The 24710-nt window shown below is 74.0% G+C and carries 23 protein-coding genes and 1 riboswitch; of the genes, 6 read left to right on the top strand and 17 right to left on the bottom strand.

Annotation, left to right across the window (positions count from 1 at the left end):
- Nucleotides 1-69: 69 nt before the first annotated feature.
- Both F1C76_13760 and F1C76_13755 read right to left on the bottom strand, forming a co-directional pair.
- Complete coding sequence (locus tag F1C76_13760; GenBank protein ID QNG37507.1) at nt 70-1368, bottom strand: MFS transporter; 1299 nt, start codon at nt 1366-1368, stop codon at nt 70-72.
- Between the two features lie 82 nt (nt 1369-1450).
- On the bottom strand, nt 1451-2005 hold the full coding sequence (locus tag F1C76_13755; GenBank protein QNG37506.1) for a hypothetical protein: 555 nt from the start codon (nt 2003-2005) through the stop codon (nt 1451-1453).
- A 45-nt stretch (nt 2006-2050) separates the two neighbouring features.
- On the opposite strand from F1C76_13755, the gene F1C76_13750 reads away from it, so the two are divergent.
- Nucleotides 2051-3589 (top strand): glucose-6-phosphate dehydrogenase (NADP(+)), encoded by a 1539-nt coding sequence (locus F1C76_13750; protein QNG37505.1) that lies wholly within the window; start codon nt 2051-2053, stop codon nt 3587-3589.
- Between the two features lie 196 nt (nt 3590-3785).
- Here F1C76_13750 and F1C76_13745 read toward each other — a convergent pair whose 3' ends face one another.
- A complete protein-coding gene (locus F1C76_13745) occupies nt 3786-4562 on the bottom strand; it encodes a DUF2510 domain-containing protein (protein ID QNG37504.1) in 777 nt (258 codons plus the stop codon).
- Nucleotides 4563-4594: 32 nt separating this feature from the next.
- Between F1C76_13745 and F1C76_13740 the strand changes: the two genes are divergently transcribed.
- Together F1C76_13740 and F1C76_13735 are read left to right on the top strand one after the other, a co-directional pair.
- On the top strand, nt 4595-5872 hold the full coding sequence (locus F1C76_13740; protein ID QNG37503.1) for an ArgE/DapE family deacylase: 1278 nt from the start codon (nt 4595-4597) through the stop codon (nt 5870-5872).
- On the top strand, nt 5848-6489 hold the full coding sequence (locus F1C76_13735) for a metal-dependent phosphohydrolase (GenBank protein QNG37502.1): 642 nt from the start codon (nt 5848-5850) through the stop codon (nt 6487-6489). Before F1C76_13740 ends, F1C76_13735 begins: the two co-directional genes overlap by 25 nt.
- Here the strand turns inward: F1C76_13735 and F1C76_13730 are convergent.
- Complete coding sequence (locus F1C76_13730; protein QNG37501.1) at nt 6458-6736, bottom strand: DUF4031 domain-containing protein; 279 nt, start codon at nt 6734-6736, stop codon at nt 6458-6460. The two genes, F1C76_13735 and F1C76_13730, sit on opposite strands and share 32 nt — an antisense overlap.
- Before the next feature lie 32 nt (nt 6737-6768).
- On the opposite strand from F1C76_13730, the gene F1C76_13725 reads away from it, so the two are divergent.
- Entirely contained in the window at nt 6769-7755 is a 987-nt protein-coding gene (locus tag F1C76_13725) for a Gfo/Idh/MocA family oxidoreductase (GenBank protein ID QNG37500.1), read from the top strand.
- A gap of 91 nt (nt 7756-7846) precedes the next feature.
- Here the strand turns inward: F1C76_13725 and F1C76_13720 are convergent, their stop codons facing one another.
- The 4 genes from F1C76_13720 to F1C76_13705 all read right to left on the bottom strand — a co-directional run bounded on the left by F1C76_13720 (nt 7847) and on the right by F1C76_13705 (nt 12580).
- The gene (locus F1C76_13720) at nt 7847-8857 is read right to left on the bottom strand and encodes an iron-siderophore ABC transporter substrate-binding protein (GenBank protein ID QNG37499.1); all 1011 of its coding nucleotides are present in this window, start codon (nt 8855-8857) and stop codon (nt 7847-7849) included.
- A 150-nt stretch (nt 8858-9007) separates the two neighbouring features.
- Entirely contained in the window at nt 9008-10636 is a 1629-nt protein-coding gene (gene groL / locus F1C76_13715; GenBank protein QNG37498.1) for a chaperonin GroEL, read from the bottom strand.
- Nucleotides 10637-10829: 193 nt separating this feature from the next.
- Nucleotides 10830-11279, bottom strand: coding sequence for a hypothetical protein (locus F1C76_13710; GenBank protein ID QNG37497.1), 450 nt, complete (start codon nt 11277-11279; stop codon nt 10830-10832).
- A 5-nt stretch (nt 11280-11284) separates the two neighbouring features.
- Complete coding sequence (locus F1C76_13705; protein QNG37496.1) at nt 11285-12580, bottom strand: threonine synthase; 1296 nt, start codon at nt 12578-12580, stop codon at nt 11285-11287.
- Between the two features lie 18 nt (nt 12581-12598).
- A riboswitch (SAM riboswitch) is annotated at nt 12599-12726 on the bottom strand.
- 47 nt (nt 12727-12773) lie between these two features.
- On the opposite strand from F1C76_13705, the gene F1C76_13700 reads away from it, so the two are divergent.
- Nucleotides 12774-13595 (top strand): HAD family phosphatase, encoded by an 822-nt coding sequence (locus F1C76_13700; GenBank protein QNG37495.1) that lies wholly within the window; start codon nt 12774-12776, stop codon nt 13593-13595.
- 9 nt (nt 13596-13604) lie between these two features.
- Here F1C76_13700 and F1C76_13695 read toward each other — a convergent pair whose 3' ends face one another.
- From F1C76_13695 to F1C76_13665, 7 genes are all read right to left on the bottom strand, one after another.
- Nucleotides 13605-14483 carry an ABC transporter permease subunit gene (locus tag F1C76_13695; GenBank protein QNG37494.1) on the bottom strand — a complete coding sequence of 293 codons (879 nt, stop codon included), beginning with the start codon at nt 14481-14483 and terminating at the stop codon, nt 13605-13607.
- Nucleotides 14480-17362, bottom strand: coding sequence for an alpha/beta fold hydrolase (locus F1C76_13690; GenBank protein ID QNG37493.1), 2883 nt, complete (start codon nt 17360-17362; stop codon nt 14480-14482). Before F1C76_13690 ends, F1C76_13695 begins: the two co-directional genes overlap by 4 nt.
- A gap of 80 nt (nt 17363-17442) precedes the next feature.
- Nucleotides 17443-18759 carry a LytR family transcriptional regulator gene (locus tag F1C76_13685; protein QNG37492.1) on the bottom strand — a complete coding sequence of 439 codons (1317 nt, stop codon included), beginning with the start codon at nt 18757-18759 and terminating at the stop codon, nt 17443-17445.
- Between the two features lie 18 nt (nt 18760-18777).
- Nucleotides 18778-19107 (bottom strand): DUF3263 domain-containing protein, encoded by a 330-nt coding sequence (locus F1C76_13680; protein QNG37491.1) that lies wholly within the window; start codon nt 19105-19107, stop codon nt 18778-18780.
- Between the two features lie 181 nt (nt 19108-19288).
- Nucleotides 19289-20203, bottom strand: coding sequence for an EamA family transporter RarD (gene rarD / locus F1C76_13675; GenBank protein ID QNG37490.1), 915 nt, complete (start codon nt 20201-20203; stop codon nt 19289-19291).
- Between the two features lie 20 nt (nt 20204-20223).
- Nucleotides 20224-20610 (bottom strand): hypothetical protein, encoded by a 387-nt coding sequence (locus F1C76_13670; GenBank protein ID QNG37489.1) that lies wholly within the window; start codon nt 20608-20610, stop codon nt 20224-20226.
- Nucleotides 20607-21617, bottom strand: a complete 1011-nt coding sequence (locus F1C76_13665; GenBank protein ID QNG37488.1) for an SDR family oxidoreductase — start codon at nt 21615-21617, stop codon at nt 20607-20609. The genes F1C76_13670 and F1C76_13665 overlap by 4 nt, the downstream gene beginning before the upstream one ends.
- Nucleotides 21618-21684: 67 nt before the next feature.
- Here F1C76_13665 and F1C76_13660 point away from each other — a divergent pair, with 67 nt between their 5' ends.
- The gene (locus tag F1C76_13660) at nt 21685-23385 is read left to right on the top strand and encodes a Na+/H+ antiporter (GenBank protein ID QNG37487.1); all 1701 of its coding nucleotides are present in this window, start codon (nt 21685-21687) and stop codon (nt 23383-23385) included.
- Here F1C76_13660 and F1C76_13655 read toward each other — a convergent pair.
- Both F1C76_13655 and F1C76_13650 read right to left on the bottom strand, forming a co-directional pair.
- Nucleotides 23382-23996 carry a hypothetical protein gene (locus tag F1C76_13655; GenBank protein QNG37486.1) on the bottom strand — a complete coding sequence of 205 codons (615 nt, stop codon included), beginning with the start codon at nt 23994-23996 and terminating at the stop codon, nt 23382-23384. The two genes, F1C76_13660 and F1C76_13655, sit on opposite strands and share 4 nt — an antisense overlap.
- Nucleotides 23993-24646 (bottom strand): hypothetical protein, encoded by a 654-nt coding sequence (locus F1C76_13650; GenBank protein QNG37485.1) that lies wholly within the window; start codon nt 24644-24646, stop codon nt 23993-23995. The genes F1C76_13655 and F1C76_13650 overlap by 4 nt, the downstream gene beginning before the upstream one ends.
- Nucleotides 24647-24710: the final 64 nt, after the last annotated feature.

Here is a 24710-nt window from a genome sequence, read left to right as displayed (position 1 = left end):
CGCCCTGAGGGGGGCCGGCCGGCAGGGGGCGGTCACGTCGTCCGCCGGCCGGTCCGGCCCTGAGGGGCCTCAGCGCAGCTCGGTGCCCCTGGTCTCCTTCAGGGTGAGGATGACGCCGAAGGCCACGGCCGCGGCGACCGCGACGTAGACGAAGAAGAACACCGGGTGCCCGGCCCCGGACAGCGCGGTGATCACCAGCGGCGCGGTGCCCCCGAAGAGCGCGACCGTGAGGTTGTACCAGGAGCCGATGCCGGTGGCCCGCAGCTCGGTCGGGAACAGCTCGCTCATCACCGCCGGGGCCAGCGAGGCCATCATCGCGTAGAGCGTCAGGCCCACCGAGAAGACGACGATGAGGGAGAACAGGTCGTCCTGGACCAGGAACGACAGCGGGATGATCAGCACCGCCATCGCCCCGGACCAGAAGAGCATCTGCGGCTTGCGCCCGATCCGGTCCGACAGCGCGCCGAACGGGTAGCAGAGCGCGACGAAGATCGCGGTGCCGATCGAGAGGGCGATGAAGACCTCGTTGCCGTCGGCGCCCCGGAAGTTGATCGCGAACGGGGTGAGCGCGGAGAAGAACGTGTAGTAGCTCAGGGTCGAGAGCAGCGTGAACGCGCACAGCTGCACGACGGCCCGCGGGTGGTGCTTGATGGTCTGCATCAGCGGGTTCTTGGTGGCCCGGGCCTTTTCCGCGTTCTCCTCGAACTGGTCGGTCTCGACCAGCGAGCGCCGCAGGTACATGCCCACGAAGCCGAGCACGCCGCCGATGCCGAAGGCGATCCGCCAGCCGTAGGCCTGCAGCTGGTCGTCGGTCAGCACGCTGGTGAGCAGCACACCCAGCAGCGAGGCCAGCAGCAGCGCGGTGCCGGTGGAGACGTAGAAGAACGCCGAGTAGCGGCCGCGGCGCGATGCCGGGGCGATCTCGGCCAGGTAGGCCGAGGCGTTGGAGACCTCACCGCCCAGGCTCATGCCCTGGGCGATCCGGGCGAGCAGCAGCAGGATCGGCGCGAACCAGCCGACCTGCTCGTAGGTGGGCAGGACGGCGATCACCAGCGACCCGCCGGCCATCAGCAGGATCGTCACGAGCATGCCGGCCTTGCGGCCCTTGAGGTCGGCGAACCGGCCCAGCACGTACCCGCCCAGCGGACGGAAGAAGAAGGCCAGGGCGTAGGTGGAGGTGGCCCCGATCAGCGCCAGCGCCTCGTTCTCGGCCGGGAAGAACTGCCCGGCGAAGTAGACGACGAAGGTGGCGTAGACGGTCCAGTCGAACCACTCCACGGCGTTGCCGATGCTGGCCGAGACCAGTGTCTTGATCGGCAGCTTGTGCTGCTCGGTCTCGGTGCCCTGCTGCTGCACGGTGCTGGCCACGGGGACTCCCGTCGGTGGGCGGCTGGGTCTCGGGCGAGGGTAGTGACCCAGCACTCAGCGCGCCCACCGGCAGGGCACAGGGTCAGTTGACGGCGTACTCCGCGCCGTCGTCGACCACGTCGGTGTCGTCGCCGTCGTCGCTGTCCTCGGGCTCGGCGACCGGCTGGTCGACCGAGGCGTCGAAGCTGCCGTCGCCGTCGGTGTCGGCGAACAGGGTCGCCTCGAGGTCGGCGTCGCCGTCCAGCGGCGGAGCCAGCGGGACCTGCACGTCGGTGGAGGTGCCGGCGTCCACCGCGGTGGAGCCGAGGACGGCGCCGTCGTCGCTGCGGTCGTCGTCGTCCACGGTCACGACCACGAAGCCGGCCTCGGGCGCGCTCACCCGGGCGACCGTGGCGACGTCGCCACCGCCGGACTGGTCCTCGAAGTCGATCTCGGCGGCGGCGCTGCTGCCCCCGGAGGACGAGCCGGAGGAGGTGGCCGAGGACGCAGCGGAGGAGGAGGCGGCGGAGGAGGCGGCGGAGGAGACGCTGCTGGCGCCCGCCTCGGCGGCGCCCTGGACGTCGTCGGAACCGCAGGCGGAGAGGACGACGAGGCCGGCGGCGGCGGGGAGGGCGAGGAGCAGTCGGCGTGAGGTCATGGGCAGGATGCTGCCCACGGACCACGAGGTCCGCATGAGGAGACGATGAGAGCCGTCTCATGCAGCCGGGCAGGCGTAGCCGCAGGTGGGTACGGGCATGGCACGGGCTGGCGACGCCGGGCGGACCCGGTGGCGCACCCCTGCGAGAGGAGCACCGTGCCCGAGAACGGGACGACCGACAGCGACCTTCCCCCCACCATCTTCGTGCTCTACGGCGCCACCGGTGACCTCGCCCGCCGCATGGTGCTGCCGGCGTTCTTCCAGCTCGCCCAGTACGGCCTGCTGCCGTCGGAGTGGCGGCTCGTCGGCAACGGCCGCGGCGACGTGTCCCACGAGGACTTCCAGGGTCGGGTCAAGGACGCGCTCACCGAGTTCGGCCCCCAGCCCGAGGAGGGCCCGTGGGAGGAGTTCTCGAAGAACCTGCGCTTCGCCGGCGGCGGCTTCGACGAGACCGACCCCGGCAGCCTCCTCGACGTCCTGGAGGACACCAAGGCCGAGATGGGCGGGGACCCCCAGCACGTGCACTACCTGGCCGTCCCCCCGACCGCGTTCGAGAAGCTGACGAAGGGCCTGCAGGAGCACGGCCTGACCGAGGGCTCGCGGGTGGTCTACGAGAAGCCCTACGGCACCGACCCGGAGTCCTTCCGCGAGCTCGACGAGCTGGTGCTCTCCGTGCTCGACGAGGAGCAGGTCTTCCGGATCGACCACTTCCTGGGCAAGGAGGGCACCCAGGACCTGCACGTCCTGCGCTTCGCCAACGGGCTGTTCGAGCACGTCTGGGACCGCGAGCACGTGCAGCAGGTGCAGATCGACGTCCCGGAGACCCTCGACGTCAGCCAGCGCGCCGAGTTCTACGACGCCACCGGCGCCACCCTGGACATGCTGGTCACCCACCTGTTCCAGGTCGCGGCCGAGGTCGCCATGGAGCCCCCGGTCGACCTGTCCCCGGAGTCCCTGCAGGACGCCCGCGAGTCCGTGCTCGCCGCGTTCCGGCCGCTGGCCAAGGAGGACGTCGTCCTCGGGCAGTTCGAGGGCTACACCGACATCGAGGGCGTCCCCGACGACTCGACCACCGACACCTTCGTCGCCGCCCGCCTGTGGGTGGACACCGACCGCTGGCACGGCGTGCCCTTTTTGCTGCGCACCGGCAAGAAGCTCGCCGAGTCCCAGCAGCGGGTCTCCCTGCTGCTGCGCAAGCCCGACGGCCCGGTCACCCAGGTGCCCGGGCACGGCAACGTCGTCTCGCTGTCGCTGTCGGGGGCCGGCTCGCTGGACCTGCAGTTCGTGGCGAAGAAGCCCGGCCCGTCGCTGGAGCTCACCCAGGCCACCACGTCGCTGGACCTCGCCGACATCGAGGGCGGCACCCCGTTGCCGCCCTACGTCTCGCTGATCCACGACGTGGTCACCGGTGACCGGTCGCTGTTCACCACCAGCGCCGGGCTGTCCAAGGCGTGGGCCTCGGTCGAGCCGCTGCTCGAGGACCGGCCCGAGGTGCAGCCCTACGAGCCCGGCTCCTGGGGTCCGACGGCGGCCAACGACCTGGCCGCCCCGTGCGGCTGGCTGCTGGGCCAGACCGACGAGTGACCGAAGGCCCCCTCCCGCGCGGGAGGGGGCCTTCGTCGTCGTTCAGATCCGAGCCGGACGCTGGTCGCCTCGCGGCGAGTTGCGCATCTGGGGCTCCAGCCTCGTGAGAGCGGTATTCCCCAGCGGCAGTTATCCAGTGGAGCCCGGGGACACAGGTCGCCCGGCCCGGACCCCGTGAACGGTACGCCTCCCGGCGTCAGTTGAAGCCGCGCTCGTCCTGCTTGAGGGCGGTGTCCACGGTCAGTGCGGCCGCCACCACGAGGCTGGCCAGCGGGTCCTCCAGCCGGCGGTGCACCTGGACGACGTAGTTGTCCGCCGTGGTGAACACCGTGCGCGCGAAGCCCTCCCACTTCTTGGTGATCCGGGCGACCTCCTGGCCGGAGTGGTCGGAGATCGAGAAGTCCCACGCCCGCCAGTTCTCCGCCTGGATCGCCCCGGCCAGCTGACCCTGCACCACCAGGTCGAAGCGGATCTTGCCGAAGACGTTGGCCTGCACGATCTCCCCGACCGGCGACCCGTCGGCCCGGGTCACCTCCACCCGGGACTTCACCAGCTTGGCCGGGCGCACCAGGTTCAGCACCACCCCGTTCGCGTCGCGCACCTCCAGCCGGTGGGTCAGGTACTGGTCGAGCTGGGAGACGAACCGCAGCGCCTTGCGGGCGGTGCTCTGCCCGACCTGGACGACGGCGCCCAGCTGCTGGCCGTTCGCGTCGTAGACGGCGTACTCGTTGGTCAGCTCGATCAGCTTGGTCTTCTGGTTCACCACCAGCGTGGGCTGCTCGAACAGCACCGACCGGGGCGGCGGGCCGCCGTACTGGCCCGGCTGGGGCTGCGGCGGGGCCTGCTGCACCTGCACCGGCGCGGGCTGCGCCTGCTGCACGTGCTCGGTCCACCGCTGTCCGTCCCACCAGCGGTTCCCGGGGGTGCCGGACGGGTCGGGGTACCAGCCCGGCGGGGGCGGCGGAGAGGACATGGCGTGCACCGTAGTGCGCCAGACTGGTCCCCGTGAGCAGGCTCAGCGAGGCGGAGACGCGGGTGCTCGACGCCCTGGACGAGGTGTGGCTGCTCGACAGGCTGCGGGAGCTGGTCGCCGTCCCCTCGGTCGGTGGCAGTGCGGCGGAGTCCGAGGCGCAGCACCTGGTCGCCGGGTGGCTCGCGGCCCAGGGCTCGGACGTCGACTGCTGGCCGGTCGACCTGGTCGCCGCGGCGACCGCGGAGGACGCCCCCGGCCAGGAGGTGGTCCGCGACGAGGCGTGGGGCGTGGTGGGCACGCTGCCCGGGCACGAGGACGGCGAACCCGGCCTGGTGCTGTGCGGGCACACCGACGTCGTCCCGGCCGGTGACCCGGCGCTGTGGTCGGGCGACCCGTTCGCACCGCGACTGGTCGACGGCGTGCTGCACGGTCGCGGGACCTGCGACATGAAGGGCGGCCTGGTGGCCGCGCTGGCCGCCGCCCGCGCGGTGCACACCGCCGGGGTCCGGCTGGTCCGCCCGCTCGCCGTGCACAGCGTGGTGGGCGAGGAGGACGGCGGCCTCGGCGCGTGGGCGGCCCTGGACCGTGGGCACCGCGGCGCCGCCTGCGTGATCCCCGAGCCGACCGCCGGTGCGGTGATGACCGCCAGCGCCGGCGCGCTCACCTTCCGGCTGACCGTCACCGGGCTGGCCGCGCACGGCGCGATGCGGGACGCCGGGGTCAGCGCGGTGGAGCTGTTCGGTCTGGTGCACGCCGCGCTGCGCGAGCTGGAGGCCGGCCGGCAGGACGACGTCGACAGGTTCCTGGGCACCCGGCTGCCGTACGGCATCTCGGTCGGCACCGTGCACGCCGGCGACTGGTCCTCCACCGTGCCCGACCGGCTGGTGGCCGAGGGCCGGTACGGGGTGCGGGTCGGCGAGCCGGTGGAGACCGCACGCACCGTGTTCGAGGCGCACCTGGCCCGGTTCTGCGCCGGGCACGGCTGGCTGGCCGAGCACCCGGTGCGGGTGGAGTGGGTCGGCGGCAGCTTCGCCAGCGGCCAGCTCGCCCAGGGGTCCGCGCTCCTGCCGGCGGTCACCCGGGCCGCCGAGGACGCCGGTCGGGCGCGTCCGGTCGAACGGGCCCTGCCCGCCGGCACCGACCTGCGGCTCTACGCCGCCGCCGGCATCCCGACCCTGCACTACGGCCCCGGCGACCTCGCCCTGGCCCACGCCCCCCAGGAACAGGTGCCCGTGGACGACGTCGTGCACGTGGCCCGGGTGCTCGCCCTGACGGCGCTGCGGCAGTGCGGGGTGCACTCGTGGGCGTGACCTTCGAGGACTGGGCGGCACTGGCCGGGGAGTCCGAGACCTCGCGCACCGAGTGGGCCGCGGTCGTCGGCGCCTGGTCCGAGCCGCACCGCGCCTACCACTCGCTCACCCACCTGGCCGCCGTGCTCGGCCTGGTCGACGAGCTCGCCGCGGATGCCGCGGACCCCACCGCGGTGGCCCTGGCCGCCTGGTACCACGACGTCGCCTACGACCCGCAGCGCAGCGACAACGAGCAGGTCAGTGCCGAGCGGGCGCGGATCGGGCTGCTCGGGCTGGTGCCCGACGACGTCGTCGCGGAGGTGGTGCGACTGGTCCTGCTCACCACCACCCACGACCCGGCCGAGGACGACCCGAACGGCGCCGTCCTGTGCGACGCCGACCTCGCCGTGCTGGCCGGCCCACCGGCGAGCTACGCGGCCTACGCCTCGGCGGTGCGCGAGGAGTACGGCCACCTGGACGACGAGGCGTTCACCGCCGGGCGGACCGCCGTCCTGGAGCAGCTGCTCGCGCTGCCGGCGCTCTACCGGCTGCCCCGGACCGCCGCGCTGTGGACCGGGCCGGCCCGGGCGAACCTGACCGCCGAGCTCACCCTGCTGCGCTCGCGCGCGGCTTCCTGACCCGCAACCCGGCGGCGAGCAGCCGGGCCAGCAGCTCGCGGCAGGACACCGACTCCGCGCCGGCGGCCACCGCGGTGGCGTGCAGCTCCTCGGGCACGTCGTAGTGGTCGCCCTGGAAGGCCCGCCGCGGGATGCCCAGCTCGGCCTCGACGAAGGCGTGCAGCTCGTCGTAGTCGGTGTCGCTGACCAGGTGCGACCACAGCCGCCCCCGCCAGGGCCACACGGGGGTGTCGATCAGCAGCGCCACGGGTGGGAGTCTCCCCCGCTACCGTCGCAGGCGTGAGCACAGGGACCCGCTGGGGCATCGTCGGACCGGGCCGGATCGCGGAGAACGTCGTCCGGGACTTCCCGCACGTGGACGGCGCGACGGTGACCGCCGTGGCCTCCCGGTCCATCGACCGGGCCCGGGACTTCGCCGGCCGGCACGGCATCGGCACCGCGTACGGCTCCTACGCCGAGCTGGTCGCCGACCCCGACGTCGACGTGCTCTACCTGGCCACCCCACACCCCCAGCACCACGCGGTCGCCCTGCAGGCCATCGCCGCGGGCAAGGCGCTGCTGGTGGAGAAGTCGTTCACCGCCACCGTGGCCGGCACCGTCGAGGTCGTCGACGCGGCCCGGGCCGCAGGGGTCTTCGTCATGGAGGCGATGTGGACCCGCTTCCAGCCCGCCGTCGTCCGGCTGCGGGAGCTGATCGCCGAGGGCGCGATCGGGGAGGTCCGTTCGGTGCAGGCCGACCTGGGCGTGGCCCGGGAGTTCGACCCCGAGGACCGGCTCTTCGCGAAGGAGCTCGGCGGCGGGGCGCTGCTGGACCTCGGCGTCTACGTGGTGTCGTTCGCCCAGATGCTGCTGGGCACGCCGGACACGGTGCGCGCGACGGGCTCGACGTTCCCGACCGGGGTGGACGCCGAGGCCGCCCTGCTGCTGGGCTGGGACGACGGCCGCACCGCGACGCTGACCACCTCGCTGCGCAACGCCCTGCCCGGCCAGGCGCGGGTGTTCGGCACCGAGGGCTGGATCGACGTCCTCCCCCGGTTCCACCACCCGGCCACGATCGTGCTGCACCGGGCCGGCGCGGACGCCGAGACCACCACCCTGCCGGCCACCGGCACCGGGTACAGCCACGAGATCGCCGAGGTGCACGAGGGCGTGCTGGCCGGGCGCACCGAGTCCGCCGTCATGCCGCTGGCCGACACGGTCGCCGTGATGCGGGTGCTGGAGGAGGCCGCCGGCCAGCTCGGCGTGGCGTTCACCGAAGCCCGCTGACCCCCGCCCGTCCTCTGGCAAAGGAAGCTCTACACCCCCTCCGGGAGAGAAACCGGGGTGCAGAGCTTCCTTCGTCAGGGGGGCGCCGGGGCTACGCGGTGGGCTGCTCCACCGTCGTGGCCGGGTCGCCGTCGGCTGCGGCGGCCAGCGGGTCGACCAGCTGGTCGAGCAGGTAGGGCAGCGACAGCGGGCTGCCGAAGCCCAGCGCGGCGGAGACCGGGCTGGAGTACTGGCCGATGAGCACGGTGCGGTCCTCGGTGACGGCTCCCAGGGGCGCGACCAGGGTGTCGGCGTCCAGCGCGGCCTGGTCGTAGCCGTTCATCACCAGGACGTCGGCGTCGAGGAGGTCCAGCCGCTCGGCGCTCAGCTCGGTGCTCGCCTCGGGCACGGTGAAGCCGAGGTCGGAGAAGAACTGGGTGCGGAGGTCGTCCTGGCCCAGCAGGTAGTGGCCCGACCCGCCGAGACCGGTCAGGTCCACGGCGATGTCCTGACCGGCGAAGTCCGGGTTGTCGGTGACGGCCTGCTCGAACCGGCCCTCGACCTCGTCGACCAGCTCCTGAGCCTCGTCCTCGACGCCCAGGGCGCGGCCGGTGAGCAGGGTCTGCTCCTGCCACGGGGTGGCCCCGTCGGCGTACTCGTCGGTCTGGGCCAGCGTCGGGGCGATCTCCGACAGCTGGTCGTACACGCTCTGGTCGATGAAGGAGTAGACGCCCACGATGAGGTCGGGCTGCAGCGCCGCGATCTCCTCCAGGTTCAGCTCGTCGCTGCCGACGGTGGGGACGGCGTCGTCGGGCAGCAGGTCCTGCGCCCAGGGGCGCTGCGTGGCGTCGTAGTCGCCGATCAGCTCGCGCTCGCCGACCAGGGTGCCGCCGAGGGCGAGCACGAAGTCCTGGTCGTTGAAGCCGATCGTGACGATGCGCTCGGGCTCGGCGGGGATCTCGGTCGTGCCGAACTTGTTCTCGATGGTGACCGGGAAGGCGCTGTCGGAGGACGCGCCGCCGGTGGCCTCGGCGGTGTCGGCGCTGTCGTCACCGCTGCCGCAGGCGGCGAGGGTGAGGGCGGTCGCGGCGGCCGCGAGGGCGGCCAGGGGGCGGCGGGTCATGGTTCTCCAAGATCGGACGAGTGCGGCTTGGTGAGGTTAGCCTGCCCTTGTCTCAGCGTGATCACGACCGCCCCGGAACGCCGAACGGGGCGGCCCTCCGAGGAGGACCGCCCCGTCAGGGACGTGCTGGTGGTGCAGGTGCTGCTGGACTCAGAAGTCCATGCCGCCCATGCCGCCGTCGCCACCCGGCATCGCCGGCGCGGACTTCTCCGGCTTGTCGGCGATGACGGCCTCGGTGGTGAGGAACAGAGCCGCGATGGAGGCGGCGTTCTGCAGGGCGGAGCGGGTGACCTTGGCCGGGTCGATGATGCCGGCGGCGACCAGGTCGACGTACTCACCGGTGGCGGCGTTGAGGCCCCAGCCGATGTCGCTGTTGCGGACCTTCTCCGCCACGACGCCGCCCTCGAGGCCGGCGTTGATGGCGATCTGCTTCAGCGGTGCCTCGAGCGCCACGCGGACGATGTTCGCCCCGGTGGCCTCGTCGCCCTCGAGGTCGAGCTTCTCGAACGCGATGGTGGTGGCCTGCGCGAGCGCGACGCCACCTCCGGCGACGATGCCCTCCTCGACGGCGGCCTTGGCGTTGCGCACCGCGTCCTCGATGCGGTGCTTGCGCTCCTTGAGCTCGACCTCGGTCGCGGCACCGGCCTTGATGACGGCGACGCCGCCGGCGAGCTTGGCCAGACGCTCCTGGAGCTTCTCGCGGTCGTAGTCGGAGTCCGACTTCTCGATCTCGGCGCGGATCTGGTTGACCCGACCGGCGATCTGGTCGGTGTCGCCGGCGCCCTCGACGATGGTGGTCTCGTCCTTGGTGACGACGACCTTGCGTGCGCGGCCGAGCAGGTCGAGACCGGCGTTCTCCAGCTTGAGGCCGACCTCCTCGGACACGACCTGGCCACCGGTGAGGATGGCGATGTCGCCGAGCATGGCCTTGCGGCGGTCACCGAAGCCCGGGGCCTTGACGGCGACGGACTTGAAGGTGCCACGGATCTTGTTGACCACCAGGGTCGCGAGGGCCTCGCCCTCGACGTCCTCGGAGATGATCATGAGGGCCTTGCCGGACTGCATGACCTTCTCCAGCAGCGGCAGCAGGTCCTTGACCGAGCTGATCTTGCTGTTGACGACGAGCACGTACGGGTCGTCGAGGACGGCCTCCATGCGCTCGGTGTCGGTCACGAAGTAGGGCGAGGTGTAGCCCTTGTCGAAGCGCATGCCCTCGGTGAGCTCGAGCTCGAGGCCGAAGGTGTTGCTCTCCTCGACGGTGATGACGCCTTCCTTGCCGACCTTGTCCATCGCCTCGGCGATGAGCTCGCCGATGGCCGGGTCAGCGGCGGAGATGGAGGCGGTGGCAGCGATCTGCTCCTTGGTCTCCACGTCCTTGGCGGTCGAGAGGAGGTACTCCGAGACCGAGGCGACGGCCTTCTCGATGCCCTTCTTGAGGGCCATCGGGTTGGCGCCGGCGGCGACGTTGCGCAGCCCCTCGCGGACGAGGGCCTGGGCGAGCACGGTGGCGGTGGTGGTGCCGTCACCCGCGACGTCGTCGGTCTTCTTGGCGACCTCCTTGACGAGCTCGGCCCCGATCTTCTCGTACGGGTCCTCGAGCTCGATCTCCTTGGCGATGCTCACACCGTCGTTGGTGATCGTGGGGGCGCCCCACTTCTTCTCCAGCACGACGTTGCGGCCCTTGGGGCCGAGGGTGACCTTGACGGCGTCGGCGAGGGTGTTCATGCCCCGCTCGAGGCCGCGGCGGGCCTCTTCGTCGAAGGCGATCATCTTGGCCATGTGGTGGTGTCCTCCATGCGTGGCTCGCTGCTGGTCGGGCGGTGCCCGCGACGGACGACACCCGCACCGTGCGCCTCCTGCGGCTCACGTGCCGGTGCCTCACCGGTCCGACCTGGTTGGCACTCAGGTGCTCCGAGTGCCAGCCCGAGTCTGGCACTCGACCCCTGCGAGTGCAAGGAGTGGGGGTCCGGGCTCAGTCCGCCCGCCGGGCGGCGACGGCTGCCAGCACGGTGGCGACGACGGCCCCCAGCAGCCCCGCGACCAGGATGAACGGCCACCAGAAGAAGCCCAGCAGCGGGACGCCGACCGAGAGCGCGGCCGGGGACGACCCGCCGACCCACAACCCGGCCCACGCCCAGGGCAGCACCACCCACAGCGCGACGACGGCGCACCAGCGCGCCTCGACACCGGGGCGGCGCCGTCCGACCCGCAGCGCGGTGACGACGACCACGGCCAGCGCGAGCACCAGGACCGCGGCACGGACGACGTCGTCGGGCCCCGGGGTGGCGTCCAGCCGGCCGCCGACCAGCGCGGTCACCAGGGTGACCAGGAGCAGGACGACGGCCAGCACCCCGTGCCCGGCGAGCAGGGCCGGAGCCCAGGAGCGGCCCGGCACCCGGGGAGGCGTGCCGGGGCCGTCCACGGGGGTCAGCTGATGAGCCCGGCCGCCCGGACCGACTTCAGCGAGGGGTCCACCCGGTGGGTGGGCCCGACGACCGGGGCGAGCGGGTCCAGGGTCTTCAGGCCCTCGCCGGTGTTGAGCACCACGGTCTCCTTCGCCGGGTCGAGCACCCCGCGCTCGACGAGCTGGCGCAGCACCGCCGTGGTCACCCCGCCCGCGGTCTCGGCGAACACGCCGGTGGTGCGGGCCAGGTCGCGGATGCCCTGCACGATCTCGGCGTCCCCGACCCGGCCGACCGAGCCGCCGGTGCGCCGGATGGCGTCCAGGGCGTAGGGGCCGTCGGCGGGGTTGCCGATGTTCAACGACTTGGCGATCCCGGTGGGCTTGACCGGCTTGACGACGTCCCAGCCGTTCTCGAAGGCGGTGGCGATCGGGTCGCAGCCGGCCGACTGGGCGCCGTAGACGGTCCACTCGGTGTCGGCGACGATGCCGGCGGCGACCAGCTCGCGCCAGGCCTTGTCCACCTTGGTGAGCAGCGACCCCGAGGCCATCGGGATGACCACCTGGGCCGGGATGCGCCAGCCGAGCTGCTCGGCGATCTCGTACCCGACGGTCTTGGAGCCCTCGGCGTAGTAGGGCCGCACGTTCTGGTTGACGAACGCGCAGTCCTCGAACTCGTCGGTCTCGGCGAGCTCGCTGGTGAGCCGGTTGACGTCGTCGTAGGAGCCGTCGACGGCGACCAGCGTCTGGCCGTAGACCGCGGACTGGACGATCTTGCCCGGCTCGAGGTCGCTGGGCACGAACACGAAGGAGGGCAGCCCGGTGCGGGCGGCGTGCGCGGCGACGGAGTTGGCCAGGTTGCCGGTGGAGGCGCAGGCGATCTTCGCGTAGCCGAAGCCCCTGGCCGCGGTGGCGGCCAGGCTGACGACGCGGTCCTTGAAGGAGTGCGTCGGGTTGGCCGAGTCGTCCTTGACCCACAGCGGGGCGGTGAAGCCCAGCTCGTCGCCGAGGCGCTGGGCGCGCACGAGCGGGGTCATGCCGGGGTCGAGGCTGACCCGGGACTCGGGGTCCTGACCGGTGGGCAGCAGCGCGGAGTAGCGCCAGATGTTCTGCGGGCCGGCCTCGATCTGCTCGCGGGTCACCGCGCGCATGAGCTCGGGGTCGTAGTCGACCTCGAGCGGGCCGAAGCACTCGGCGCAGGCGTGCTCGGCGATCAGGCCGAACGTGGCCCCGCAGTTGCGGCACACCAGGCCGCGGGCGGGGTTGGTCGGGATGGGCTGGGTGGAGCGCTGGGCAGCGACTCCAGCAACCGGAGCGGTCATGGTCATACGACGACTACCTCCTCATCTTCCCCGCGTCGGGCCGTCGAGCCGCGCAGGACGGAAGGGGCACCTGCTGCGCGCACGAGTGCGCACGGTGGTTGCCGGGGCTTCAGCGGGCCGTGTCCCTCTGCCCCTCTGGATGAGTGGAACGGCGCCACCGTACCGGAACCGGGGCTCCGGCAGGATGACCTGCATGGCCGCTGCGATCGTCTACACCGACCTCGACGGCACGATGGTGGGACCGCGCGGCTCCTTCTTCCACACCGCCGGACGCGAGCTCACCGACTCCCCCGCCGGCGCCCTGCTGGACCTGCACCGGTCCGGCATCCCGCTGGTGCTGGTCTCCGGGCGCACCCACGCGCAGCTGCTGGAGGCCGGCCGGGTCTTCGCCGTCGACGGGCACGTCGCCGAGCTCGGCTCGCTGGTCAGCTGGGACGGCGGCCGGGAGACGCACCTGCTCACCGGCGCACTGCCCGACGAGCACGAGGGCCGGACGCCGATGGACGTCCTGGCCGAGCTCGGCGTGGTCGACGCCCTGGTCGCCGAGCACCCCGGCCGGCTGGAGTGGCACGCGCCCTGGCACGCTACGCACGCCGCCGACGCGCTGCTGCGCGGCTGGGTGGACACCGTCGCCGTCGACGGCTGGTTGGCCCAGCGGGGCTGGGGGTGGCTGACGGTCAAGGACAACGGGAGGGTGCCGCGCACCTCGCGGATGACGCTGGCCGACCACGAGGGCGACCCGCACGTCTACCACCTGATGCCGCGGGGGATCGACAAGGGCGCCGCCATCACCTGGGACCTCGCGCGCCGCGGCATCGACCCGGCCGACGCCGTCGCCGTCGGGGACTCCGTCAGCGACCTGGAGATGGCACCCGCGGTCGGCCGCCTGTGGGTCACCGCCAACGGCGCCGCCGTCCCGGGCATGACCGAGGCCATCGCCGCCCTCGCGAACGTCACCGTGACCGACGCCCCGATGGGCGAGGGCTGGGCCCAGGCCGTCCGCGCCTCCCTCTGACGCGCGCGGCTACGAGGTGACGTCGCGCCGGGAGAAGTGCCGGAAGGCCAGGGCGGTGAAGACGGCGGCGTAGAGCAGCGACTGGACGACGCCGCGGTAGAGGTCGCCGCTGTCGATCGGGGTCTGCAGCAGGTCGGTCCAGGCGAACTCCTCGGCGGTCGGGAAGTAGTCCCGGACGGCGCCGAGCTGCTCGACCTGGTCGAGGATCGCGAAGACGAACATGGTGAACACCGAGCCACCGACGGCGGCCAGGGGCGCGTCGGTGACCGTGGACAGCCAGAACGCCAGGGTGCCGACGACGAGCAGGTGGACGGCGAGGTAGCCGACCATCCCGGCCAGCCGCAGCAGCCCGTCGGCCTGCCCGATGCTGATCCCGATCGGGGTCTGGATGTCGGAGAACCCGAACGCGATCCCGCCGGCGACGACGGCGACCACCGTGACGGTCAGCAGCGCGGACACCGAGAGCACCAGGGCGGCCAGCCACTTCTGCCGGAGCAGCCGCATCCGGGGCACCGGCGTCGCCAGGGCGTACCGCAGCGAGCCCCACTGGGCCTCGCTGGCCACGGTGTCGCCGAAGAACAGCGCGTACACCACGACCAGGAAGAACGACGTGGTCGCGAACAGCACGAACAGCGTGAAGTTCAGCCCGGACGACGTGGCGACGTCGACCAGGTTGAGCCGGCTGTTGGCCTGCGCGTCCTCGCTGGCACCCAGCTGCAGGGCGGCGATGAGCACCAGCGGCAGGGCGACCATCAGGGCGAAGACCCCGATGGTGCGCCGCCGCTTGAACTGCCGGCGCAGCTCCACCGAGAGCCGCAGGGTGCGTTCGGGGCGGTACCCGGCGACGGCGCCGGTGGACTGGACGGTGGACCCGGTCGTGCTGCTCATGACTCCCCCACCAGCGACAGGAACGCGTCCTCGAGGCGACGACGCGGGGTGACCTGGTCGACGCCGATGCCGGCTCCGACCAGGGCGGCGACGGCGGCCGCCCGGCTGGTGCCGCCGAGGTCGACGACCAGCCCCTCGTCGGCACGCTCGACCGAGGCACCGTCCAGGGACTCCAGGACGGTGACCGCCCGGTCGGTGTCGGCGTCGTCGGCGAGCACGACCAGCACGGCCCCACCGGTGCCGATGATCTCCTCGACCGTGCCCTCGGCGACCTTCTGGCCCTTGGCCATCACGACGACGTGGGAGCAGGTCTGCTCGATCTCGGCCAGCAGGTGGCTGCTCACGATGACCGTGCGACCAGTCTTCGCGTAGTCCTGCAGCACCTCGCGCATGGCGTGGATCTGCGGCGGGTCCAGCCCGTTGGTCGGCTCGTCGAGCACCAGCAGGTCGGGCAGGCCGAGCATGGCCTGGGCGATGGCCACCCGCTGGCGCATGCCCTGGGAGTAGGAGCGCACCCGCTTGTCCAGCGCCGTCCCGAGGCCGGCGATCTCGATCGCCTCCTCCAGGTGCGCGTCCTCGGCGGGCCGGCCGGTGGCGGCCCAGTAGAGCTCCAGGTTGTCCCGGCCGGACAGGTGCGGCTGCAGGCCGGTGCCCTCGACGAAGGAGCCGAGCCGGGAGAGCACCGGGGCGCCGGGGGACGCCGGGTGCCCGAAGACGGAGATGGTGCCCTCCGAGGGCTGGATCAGCCCCATCAGCATCCGCAGCGAGGTGGTCTTGCCCGCCCCGTTGGGCCCCAGCAGGCCGAGCACCTGGCCGCGGCGGACCTCGAAGGACAGGTCGCGGACGGCGGTGAACCCGTCCTTGTAGGACTTGGTGACGCCCTCGAAGCGCAACGGCACGTCCTCGCCGTCGGGCTCGACGACCGACAGCTGCCTGCGGCGACGGGCGCCCCAGAGCTTGGCGACGACGACGCCGAGCACCCCGAGACCGACCAGGACGGCCAGCAGCACCCACCACCGGGTGGCGCCGGACTCGCCCTGCACGGTGCCGTCGACGGTGGGCGCGGCCAGGGCGCCGTCCCCGGCGAGGGCGACGGAGTACACCCCGGCCTCGGCCGGCGCGGCGAACGCCTGGTCGGTGGAGGAGACGAGCACCCGCATGGTGTGGCCGGTCTCGAACCGGTGCACGATGCCGGGCAGGGCGACCTCGACCTCGGTGGGGGCGGTCGGGTCGGTGGAGATGCCGGTCAGCGAGATCGGTGCGACCAGGCCCGAGGGCAGGAACTGGCCGCCGTCGGGTGAGACGTCGTAGAGCTTGGCGAACAGCGTCGCGGTGCCGGTCGGCGAGGAGACCGCGAGCGTCACCGTGGAGGCGCCGACCACGTCGGTGGCGGTGGTCAGCGGCTCGGAGTCGAAGGCGGCGAACTGGCCGGGGATCTCCACCGTCGTCCCGCCGAGGGCCGCGGTGACCGCACCCAGGCCGGGCACGGTGGTGATCGCGGCCGGGTTGCCCCCGGGCGGGGTGACGACCGGGAAGATGGTCCCGGACAGCGCCACGTCGGCCCGCTGCGCCGGGGCCGCGTCGCCGGTGCCGGGGTAGGCCGCGGCCTGCTCGGTCTGGCCGCCGCCCTGCACGCTGCCGGTGGCCGCGCCGACGCCGGTGGGCACCGGGTAGGTGAAGCCGGTGCCGGCGTCGCCCTCCCCGCGCAGGTGGTCGTCGAACCAGCCGGCGACCAGGTCGCGCAGGTCGGCGGTGGTGCCCTCGTCGGCCGAGGAGTCGTGGCCGCCCTCGTACCAGACCACCTTGACCGGCGTGCCGTTCGCGGCGATCCCGGCGGCGTTGGCGTCGGCCTGGCCCAGGCCGAACAGCGAGTCCTGGGTGCCCTGGACCAGGAGGGTCGGCGCGGTGATCCGGTCGAGCACGGCGGCGGGGCTGGAGCGGTCGAGGACCTCGGCGATCTCCGGGGTGAGCGTGCCCGTGGAGGCCGCGGACTGGTAGGCCGCGCACACCTCGGGCCGGAACCGGCCGCAGGTCAGGGCCTGCTCGACGGCCGCGGAGTCCAGGGTCGAGGGGTCGACGTCGGGCAGGCCCCCGGCTGCGGCGCCGGTCGAGCCCCCACCGGTGATCGAGGCGAGCAGCCCGTCCCCGGTGGGCACCGAGCCGGTCGCGAAGAACAGCCCGGCCCACAGCCGCTTGAACACCCCGGTGTCCCCGGTGGTGGGGGTGGCCGCGACGGTGTCGGCGTCCACGGTGCCGGCCTGGGACGGGAAGAGCGCGCTGGTCAGGGAGTTCCAGGTGATCTGCGGGGCGATCGCGTCGACCCGCTCGTCGTAGGCGGCGCCCAGCAGCGAGAGCGCCCCGCCGTAGCTGGCCCCCGAGACCCCCACCCGGGGGTCGCCCTCGCCGTCGAGGAGCACGTCGTCCCGCTCGGCCAGCCGGTCGATCAGCGTGGAGAGGTCCGCGACCTCGTACCGCGGGTCGTCCAGGCCGATCTGCCCGGTGCTCTCCCCGAACCCGCGGGCGGAGTAGGTGAGCACGACGTAGCCGCGGCCGGCGAGGTCCCGGGCGTCGTCGGCGGTGGAGTCCTTGCTGCCGCCGAACCCGTGCGCGAGGACGACGGCTGCGGCCGGGGTGTCGGCCGTGGCCGAGGCCGGCACGTAGACGGTGGTGTCCAGCTCGACGGCGTCGGCCCCGCTGCCCGAGGCGACGGTGGCGTCCTCGGTGGCGACGTCCTCGGCGGCGCGCGCCGGGGTCGCGGTGGGGACGGCGAGCACCAGCGCGCCGAGGAGCGCGGTGACCAGGACGGCGGGGAGGGCACGGAGCGTCGCACGGGCGCCGGGGCGCGGGCTGGGACGCACGAGCCCGCGGGTGGGACGCACGGCACCTGAACGGACGACGACGGGACTGTGTTCCGCCGGCGACGAGGCTGTGCCGGAGCTGCGCGGGGGACCCTGGCGGGTCAGGGCCGCCAGCTGCCGTCGGCGATGACCACGATGCCCGGGTCGGGCAGGTCCGGGATCTCGAAGAACCGGACGGCCGGGCCGCTGACCTCGGGGAACTGGGCCACCAGGCTCTCCGCGGCCTGCTGCTGGGTGGTGTCGCCCTCGGTGTAGAAGACCGTCGTGGTGGCGACGTCGTCGGAGCCGTAGGTGCCCAGGGTGCGGATCTCCCAGCCACCGGCCACCAGCTGGTCGCCGATGTCGGCGGCCAGCCCGGAGATGCCGGCGCTGTTGAGCACCGACACCGGGGCGAAGACCGGCCCGGTGGGTGCGGGGGCGGCCGGGGTCCCGTCGGGCGCCGCCGTGGTCGTCGGGGCCGGCGCCTGGGTCGTGGCGGCGGTGGTGGGGGCCACCGGCTGCGACCGGGCCGCCTCGTCGGTGTCGGTGCGCTGGAAGGACCAGACGCTCAGCAGCACCAGCGCGACGACCACGACCGCGACCAGGCCGATCACCAGGGAGCGGGATCCGCGCCGGGTCTCCTCGAGGGGCGTGGGCTCCGGGGGCGTCCCGCGGCGACGGTCGTCCTTGCGCCGCGCGGCGTCCGCGGCCTGGCGCTCGGCCCGGAACGCGGCGCGACCGCCCTGCGGGCCGGTGGCCGGACCCGGTGTCCCGGGCCGTCGGTCACCGGGCGTCTGCGTCGTCGCCGACGGGGTCGCCTCCAGACGCGGGGTACCGGGCGGAGGAGGCACCGGGGCGGAGGACGGCGAGGGGGCGGGCGTCGCCGGGACCTCGGGCACCCGGTCGCGAGGGGCCTCGGTCGTAGCGCCCGCTGCCGACGTCGTGGCCCCGGCCGGCGGGGCCTCGTGCGGCGGGGCCGGCGGCGGACCCGCGGGGACCGGCAGGTTCGTCGTGGAGGGTGCCCGCAGCGCGGGCGTCCGGGGCACCGGCGGCCGGGTGGTGGTCAGCGGGTCCGACGTGGTCCGGGGGCCCGAGACCGGCGGGGGGGCACCGTCGCGCGGGGCGCCCTCGCCGGCGGCACGACCCGGCGGAGGTGTGCGCGCGGACTCGACCGGTCGGGCCGGCGGGCCCGGCGGCGGCGGGGTCGGCCGGATGCTGCGGACCGGCCTGCCCGACATGGGGTCCTCCCCCGGCGGGAGCGAACCCTCGCGGCGCCGCTCGGCCCGGGTGCGCCGGCCCAGGGTCGTCAGCTCGTCGTCGTCGGGGCGGGGTGCGTCGGGCGGGGTGGCCGTGGGCTCCGGCGCGCGGCGCCGGCCCCCTGCGGGGCGCTCGCCGTCCGACGGGCCCTCGTCACCGCCCGGTCCCCCATGCCTCCCCACGGTGACCGACCCTAGTGGTCAGGTGAGGTCGATGCCCAGGGTGCGGGCCGAGCGCTGGCGCTGCCGGGTCGCCCGCATCCGACGCAGCCGGCGGACCAGCAGCGGGTCGGCGGCGAGCGCCTCCGGACGGTCAATCACGGCGTTGAGCACCTGGTAGTACCGCGTCGCCGAGAGCCCGAACTGCTCGCGGATGGCGGCCTCCTTGGCCCCGGCGTAGCGCCACCACTGCCGCTCGAAGGCCAGCACGTCCCGCTCCCGGCGCGGCAGTCCCGACACGTCACCGGGCGCCCCGTCGGGGCCCGCGGCGCCCTGCGGGTCCTGAGGTGCGGTGGCGGCGTCGCTGCTCATGCGGGGGTGGTCCTCCGGGTCGTCGATCGGGCCCGTCGCGCATCGCGCAGCGGGGGGTGAGACCCGACGCTAACCCTCTCGCGCGCCTGGTGCCGGGACGCCCTCCGTGCGCGTCCGTCCCACCCGACCCGCCCGGCCACGGCGCCCCAGTGGCGTCACCGGGAGCGACCGGACGGTTGCCTCAGAGCCCGGCCGGTACCGGCTCCGGAGCGGCCCGCCGGGCGGTGCGCGCGGCCCGCAGGCTGTCCACGGTGAACACCGCCAGCGCCACCCAGACCACCACGAAACCGGCGAGCCGGGCGGCGGGCATCGGCTCGTCGTAGACGAAGACGCCGATCGCCAGCTGCATGAGCGGGGTCAGGTACTGCAGCAGGCCGATGGTCGACAGCGGGATCCGACGGGTGGAGGCGGCGAACAGCAACAGCGGGATCGCCGTGGCGACACCCGAGCTGACCAGCAGCAGCGCGTGCCCGGCCCCGGCGCCGCCGAACGTGCCCGACCCGTCGCCCTGCAGCACCCCGAGCACGACCAGCGCGGGGACGACGACGACCAGGGTCTCCAGGAACAGCCCGGGCGCGGCCTCGACGCGGACGAGCTTCTTCATCAGCCCGTAGAGGCCGAACGTCAGCGCCAGGGTCAGCGCGATCCACGGCGGCCGCCCGTAGTCGACGGTGAGCACCACCACCGCCAGCGCCGCGATGCCGACGGCGACCCACTGCAGCCGGCGCAGCCGCTCGTGGAAGACCACGACGCCCAGGAGCACGCTGACCAGCGGGTTGACGAAGTAGCCCAGCGAGGTCTCCACCACGTGCCCGGAGTTGACCCCGTAGACGAAGGTCAGCCAGTTGGCCGCGATGAGCACCGCGGCCACGGCGAGCACCAGCATCGTGCGCCGGTCGCGCACCGCGGCACGCACGTGCGACCACCGGCGCAGCACGGTGAGCAGGACGGCGATGAACAGCAGCGACCAGACGATCCGGTGGGCGACGATCTCCACGCCGCCGGCGGGCTCGAGCAGCGGGAAGTAGAGCGGGAAGAGCCCCCACGCGCCGTAGGCCGCCAGACCCATCAGGACCCCGGTCCGCCGCTCAGCCACGGCCGGACCGTACGCCGGGCTCAGCGGGTGGGGTCGGCCCAGAGCTCCCCGGTCCCGGCGTCCTCCCCGGCCTGCGCGACGCCGACCGCGAGCGCGGCGGCGGTGGCACCCGCGGCACTGGTCAGCGCGGCCCGCCGGTGCCGGGGCCACACCAGCGCCGCGGGGAGCATGCTCGCCGCGTGGGCCAGCTCGGTGACCACGGTGAGCCGGGCGGCTCCCCGGCCCGGTGCCGCGGCCAGCGCGACGTGCTGGACCAGCCGCCGGGCCCCGAGCACCCGCACCACCCACGTCGGCGGGGGCTTTTCCCCCAGCCCGAGTGCGGCGGTCGCCTGCACGGGCCGGGCCAGCAGCGCCAGGCCCTCGAGGGCGGCGACGACGGCGACCACCCGGGTGGCCCGGGTGCTCACGACCGGCTCCGGCGGACCAGCGCGCCGGCCCCGGCGAGCAGCCCGGCGCCGGCGACCGCGGCGACCGTGCCGTGGTACCGGCTGGCCCAGATCTGGGCGTCCCAGCCCCACTGCTGGTCGGAGAACCGTCCCTCGGCGCCGAAGTCCCGGCCGCCCTCGCCGTCGGCCGGCTCGAACAGGTTCACCGGGTCGTCCGGGCTCGCGTCGACGTCGGTCAGCTGGCCCTCGATGCCGCCGCGGGCCAGGTACCAGTCCATGAACTGCGGCCACACCTCGGCGCCCAGCACCGTGTAGACCGTCGGCGTCCCGATCCACCAGGCCCGGCGGCGGGGGTGCTCGCTGGCGTGCACCATGACCCGGCCCATCAGCTCCGGGGAGTAGATCGGCGCGACCGGCTGCGGACGCTTCGGCATCTTGTTGAGCACCCAGCTGAACTGCGGGGTGTTCACCCCGGGCAGGTCCACCCGGGTGACGTGCACGTTGCTGCCCTCGGCCCTGAGCTCGGTGAGCACCGACTCGGTGAACCCCTTCACCGCGTGCTTGGCCCCGCAGTAGGCGCTCTGCAGCGGGATGCCCCGGCGGCCCAGTGCCGACCCGGTCTGCACGACCACACCCCGGTCGCGCGGTCGCATCCGGCGCAGCGCGGCCATCGTGCCGTGCACGAAACCGAGGTAGCTGACCTCGGTGACCCGGGCGTACTCCTCGGCGGTCAGCTCGTGGAAGGGCGCGAAGACGGCGGTGAAGGCCACGTTGACCCAGACGTCGATCTCCCCCAGCTCGGCCTCCACGCGGTCCGCGGCGGCCTCGACGGCAGCGGCGTCCGCGACGTCGACGGGCACCACCAGCGCGGTGCCCCCGGCGGCCCGGACCTCCTCGGCCGCCGCGGCCAGCCCGACCTCCCCGCGGGCCAGGAGCGCCACCCGGTCGCCCCGGCGGGCGAACTCCACGGCGGTGGCCCGCCCCACCCCGCCGCTCGCACCGGTGACGACGACCACCTTCGGGCTCACGGGGCGACTCGCAGGGGGATGCGCATGGTGGACTCCAGACGAGGCGGGGACGAGCAGTCCCCTGGGGATGCACCCGCGAGGGCCCCGGGTAAACCCCGGTGGCGCAGCTGGCGCGGGAGAGGACGGACACGTGGAGGGTCCTGCCCTGCTGGCCCTGGCGGTCGGGGCGGTGACGGTCGCGGCGGTGGCCCGCCGGTTCGGCTGGCAGACGCCGCTGCTGCTGGTGCTGGTCGGGTTCGTCGTCAGCTTCGTGCCCGGCGTGCCCGAGTTCGCCATCGACGGCGACCTGCTGCTGGCCGTCGTCCTCCCGCCGCTGCTCTACTCCGCGGCCCTCGAGGTCTCCTACGCCGACTTCCGCGCCCTGCTGCGGCCGATCGTGCAGCTGGGGGTGGTGCTCGTCGTCGTCACCGCGGTCGTGGTGGCCCTGGTCGCCCACTGGGTGGTGCCCGGTCTCCCCCTGCCCGCCGCCCTGGTGCTCGGCGCCGTGGTGGCCCCACCGGACGCGGTGTCCGCCGCCGCGATCGGCCGCCAGCTGGGCCTGCCCCGCCCGGTGATGACCGTGCTGTCGGGCGAGAGCCTGATCAACGACGCGGCCTCCCTCACCTTCTACAAGGTGGCGCTGGCCGCGGTGTTCGGCGTCGGCGGCGGGGTGCTCGGGCTCGACTGGGGCGTCGCGGCGGGCACCTTCGGGCTGGCCGTGGGCGTCGGCGTGCTCCTGGGGCTGGCGATCGGCGTCGTGGTGCACGTGGTCCGGGTGCGGCTGGACGACCCGGTGGTCACCTCGGTGATGGGCCTCGTCGTCCCCTTCGCGGCCTACCTGCTCGCCGAGGAGCTGGAGGGCTCGGGGGTGCTGGCCGTGGTCGCGGCCGGGCTCTACCTGGGCCACCGCTCGCCCGAGGCCGGGTACGCCAGCCGGCTCCAGGAGCGCCCGCTGTGGTCCTCGCTGGACCTGCTGCTGCAGGCGGTGGTGTTCGCGCTCATCGGGCTGCAGCTGCGCTACGTCGCCGAGTCGGTGGTGGAGTCCCAACGGTCGAACGTCGCGCTGGTCGGCGCCGCGGCCGCCGTGCTGCTCACCGTGATCGTCGTCCGGCCGCTGTTCGTGTTCGCCGTGGAGGCGCTGCGCCGGGCACCCCGCCCGTGGTCGGGGCGCAGGTCCCGCTCGCACCGGCCCACCTGGCAGCAGCAGGCGGTCATCTCCTGGACCGGGATGCGCGGGGTGGTCACCCTCGCCGCCGCCGCTGCGGTGCCGGCCGAATTCCCCGACCGTGACGTGCTCCAGCTGCTGGCGTTCACCGCGGCCATCGGCACCCTGCTGCTCCAGGGGCTGAGCCTCCCGTGGCTGATCCGCCGGCTCGACGTGCACGACGCCGGCCAGGCCCAGCGCGACGCCGAGGCCGAGGTGCACCTGGTGGAGCGGGCCACCGCCGCGGCCCTGGATCGGGTCGCCGAGCTCGAGCGGGACATCGCCGCCCGGGTGGGCCCGGAACGGGCGAAGGCGGTCGCCGACCGGATCCGGGGGCCGCTGAAGGGCCGGGCGCAGTCGATGGCCGCCTCGGTGCGTGCGGAGGAGCAGGAGGACGCCGACCGCAACCGCAAGCGCGCCCAGGTCTTCCACCGGGTGCGCCAGGAGATCATCGAGGTGCAGCGCCGGGTGCTCATGGAGGAGCGCGACGCGGGCCACCTGGACGACGAGGTGATGCGAGCGGTGCTCCAGGAGCTGGACTACGAGGAGGCCGCGTCGGCGAGCTCCTGGGTGGGCCGGCTCTAGACGAGCTGCCCCAGGAGGACGCCCGCGCCGATCGCGGCCGCGATCATCGCCACGACCACCAGCTGCTGCCGTGTCGTCCCGGTCGTGCTGCCACCGGGGGCGTCGGGCCGTGCCGGCATGCCCCACACCTGCGCGGCCCCCCGTGGGACGACGTACCGCCCCTCCTGCTGGCCCTGCCAGACCGCCCGTCCGACGACGTCGAGGACCGGACGGCCGGCCCGGCGCAGCAGGCGGGAGTCGATCTTGAGCGTGCCGACGTCGTCGCTGAGGGCGAGGAACACCGACCGACCGGTGGCCGCGGACCCCACGTGCGTCAGCCGGGTCAGGTCGATGCCGTGGCGGCCCAGCAGCCCCCGGCCCTCCAGCACGCGGCCGTCGCTGCGCACCCGGAAGCTGATCCCGGGCCAGATCGAGAACAGCGCGGTGAACGCGATCAGCGCGAGCAGGAACCAGGGGGCCGGGACGGCGGGGTCACCCTCGGCGCGGGTGGCCCGGAAGCCCCCGACGGCTCCCGACACGACCATGACGACGCTCAGCACCCACACCACGACGGTGCGCCGGCGCGGGTCGATCCGGCGCGGCTCCCCCAGCGGGGGCGCCAGGCCCGTCACGCCGCACTGCCGAGCACGACGCCGACGGTGACTCCGACGACCAGCAGCGCCACCGCGAGCAGGGCGCGCCCGGTCACCCCGCTCGTCCCGTGCGCGGGTGCTCCGGGCAGGGTCGGCATCCCCCAGACGCCGGCCGCACCGACCGTGACGACGTAGCGCCGCTGTTCCTGGCCCGCCCAGACCGCCCGACCGACCGCGTCGAGCACCGCCGGACCGGCCTTGACCAGCGCCTTGGAGTCCACGGTCATCGCGGCGACGTCGTCCCGCAGGGTCAGCGAGACCGACCCGCGGGCGGCCGCGGAGGTCACCGAGGTCAGCCGGGCCAGGTCGATGCCGTGCCTGCCGAGCAGCCCGGTGCCCTCGAGCACCCGGCCGTCGCTGCGCAGGGAGAAGGCGCTGTCCTGCCAGAGGACGATCATCGCCACGAACACCGCGATGGTCGGCAGGAACCAGCCGATGGTGCCCAGCCGGTCGCTGTCGTGCAGGGCCGTCTCGTACCCGCCGAACACCGAGAACACGAGCACCAGGACGCCCAGGGCGACCAGCACGACGGTGCGCAGCGTGGGGTCCACCCGGCGCGGCGGACCCAGCGGGGCGACCAGGCCGGCGGGCGGCTGCTGCGGGTACGGGGGCTGGTGTGGGGGCTGCACGCGGGCATCCTGGCACCCGCCGGCGGGGCGGTCGGGCCGTGGCGCGCGAGGCGACGGCCCGGGG

It is taken from the genome of Geodermatophilaceae bacterium NBWT11 (assembly GCA_014218215.1).
Lineage (GTDB): Bacteria > Actinomycetota > Actinomycetes > Mycobacteriales > Geodermatophilaceae > Klenkia.
This window is presented reverse-complemented; position numbering and strand designations above follow the sequence as displayed.

Coding starts and splice junctions, on each gene's coding strand:
- F1C76_13755 (QNG37506.1), bottom strand. CDS start 2,005: ATGACCTCACGCCGACTGCTCCTCGCCCTCCCCGCCGCCGCCGGCCTC.
- F1C76_13750 (QNG37505.1), top strand. CDS start 2,051: ATGAGAGCCGTCTCATGCAGCCGGGCAGGCGTAGCCGCAGGTGGGTAC.
- F1C76_13745 (QNG37504.1), bottom strand. CDS start 4,562: ATGTCCTCTCCGCCGCCCCCGCCGGGCTGGTACCCCGACCCGTCCGGC.
- F1C76_13720 (QNG37499.1), bottom strand. CDS start 8,857: ATGACCCGCCGCCCCCTGGCCGCCCTCGCGGCCGCCGCGACCGCCCTC.
- groL (QNG37498.1), bottom strand. CDS start 10,636: ATGGCCAAGATGATCGCCTTCGACGAAGAGGCCCGCCGCGGCCTCGAG.
- F1C76_13705 (QNG37496.1), bottom strand. CDS start 12,580: ATGACCGCTCCGGTTGCTGGAGTCGCTGCCCAGCGCTCCACCCAGCCC.
- F1C76_13700 (QNG37495.1), top strand. CDS start 12,774: ATGGCCGCTGCGATCGTCTACACCGACCTCGACGGCACGATGGTGGGA.
- F1C76_13695 (QNG37494.1), bottom strand. CDS start 14,483: ATGAGCAGCACGACCGGGTCCACCGTCCAGTCCACCGGCGCCGTCGCC.
- F1C76_13680 (QNG37491.1), bottom strand. CDS start 19,107: ATGAGCAGCGACGCCGCCACCGCACCTCAGGACCCGCAGGGCGCCGCG.
- F1C76_13660 (QNG37487.1), top strand. CDS start 21,685: ATGCACCCGCGAGGGCCCCGGGTAAACCCCGGTGGCGCAGCTGGCGCG.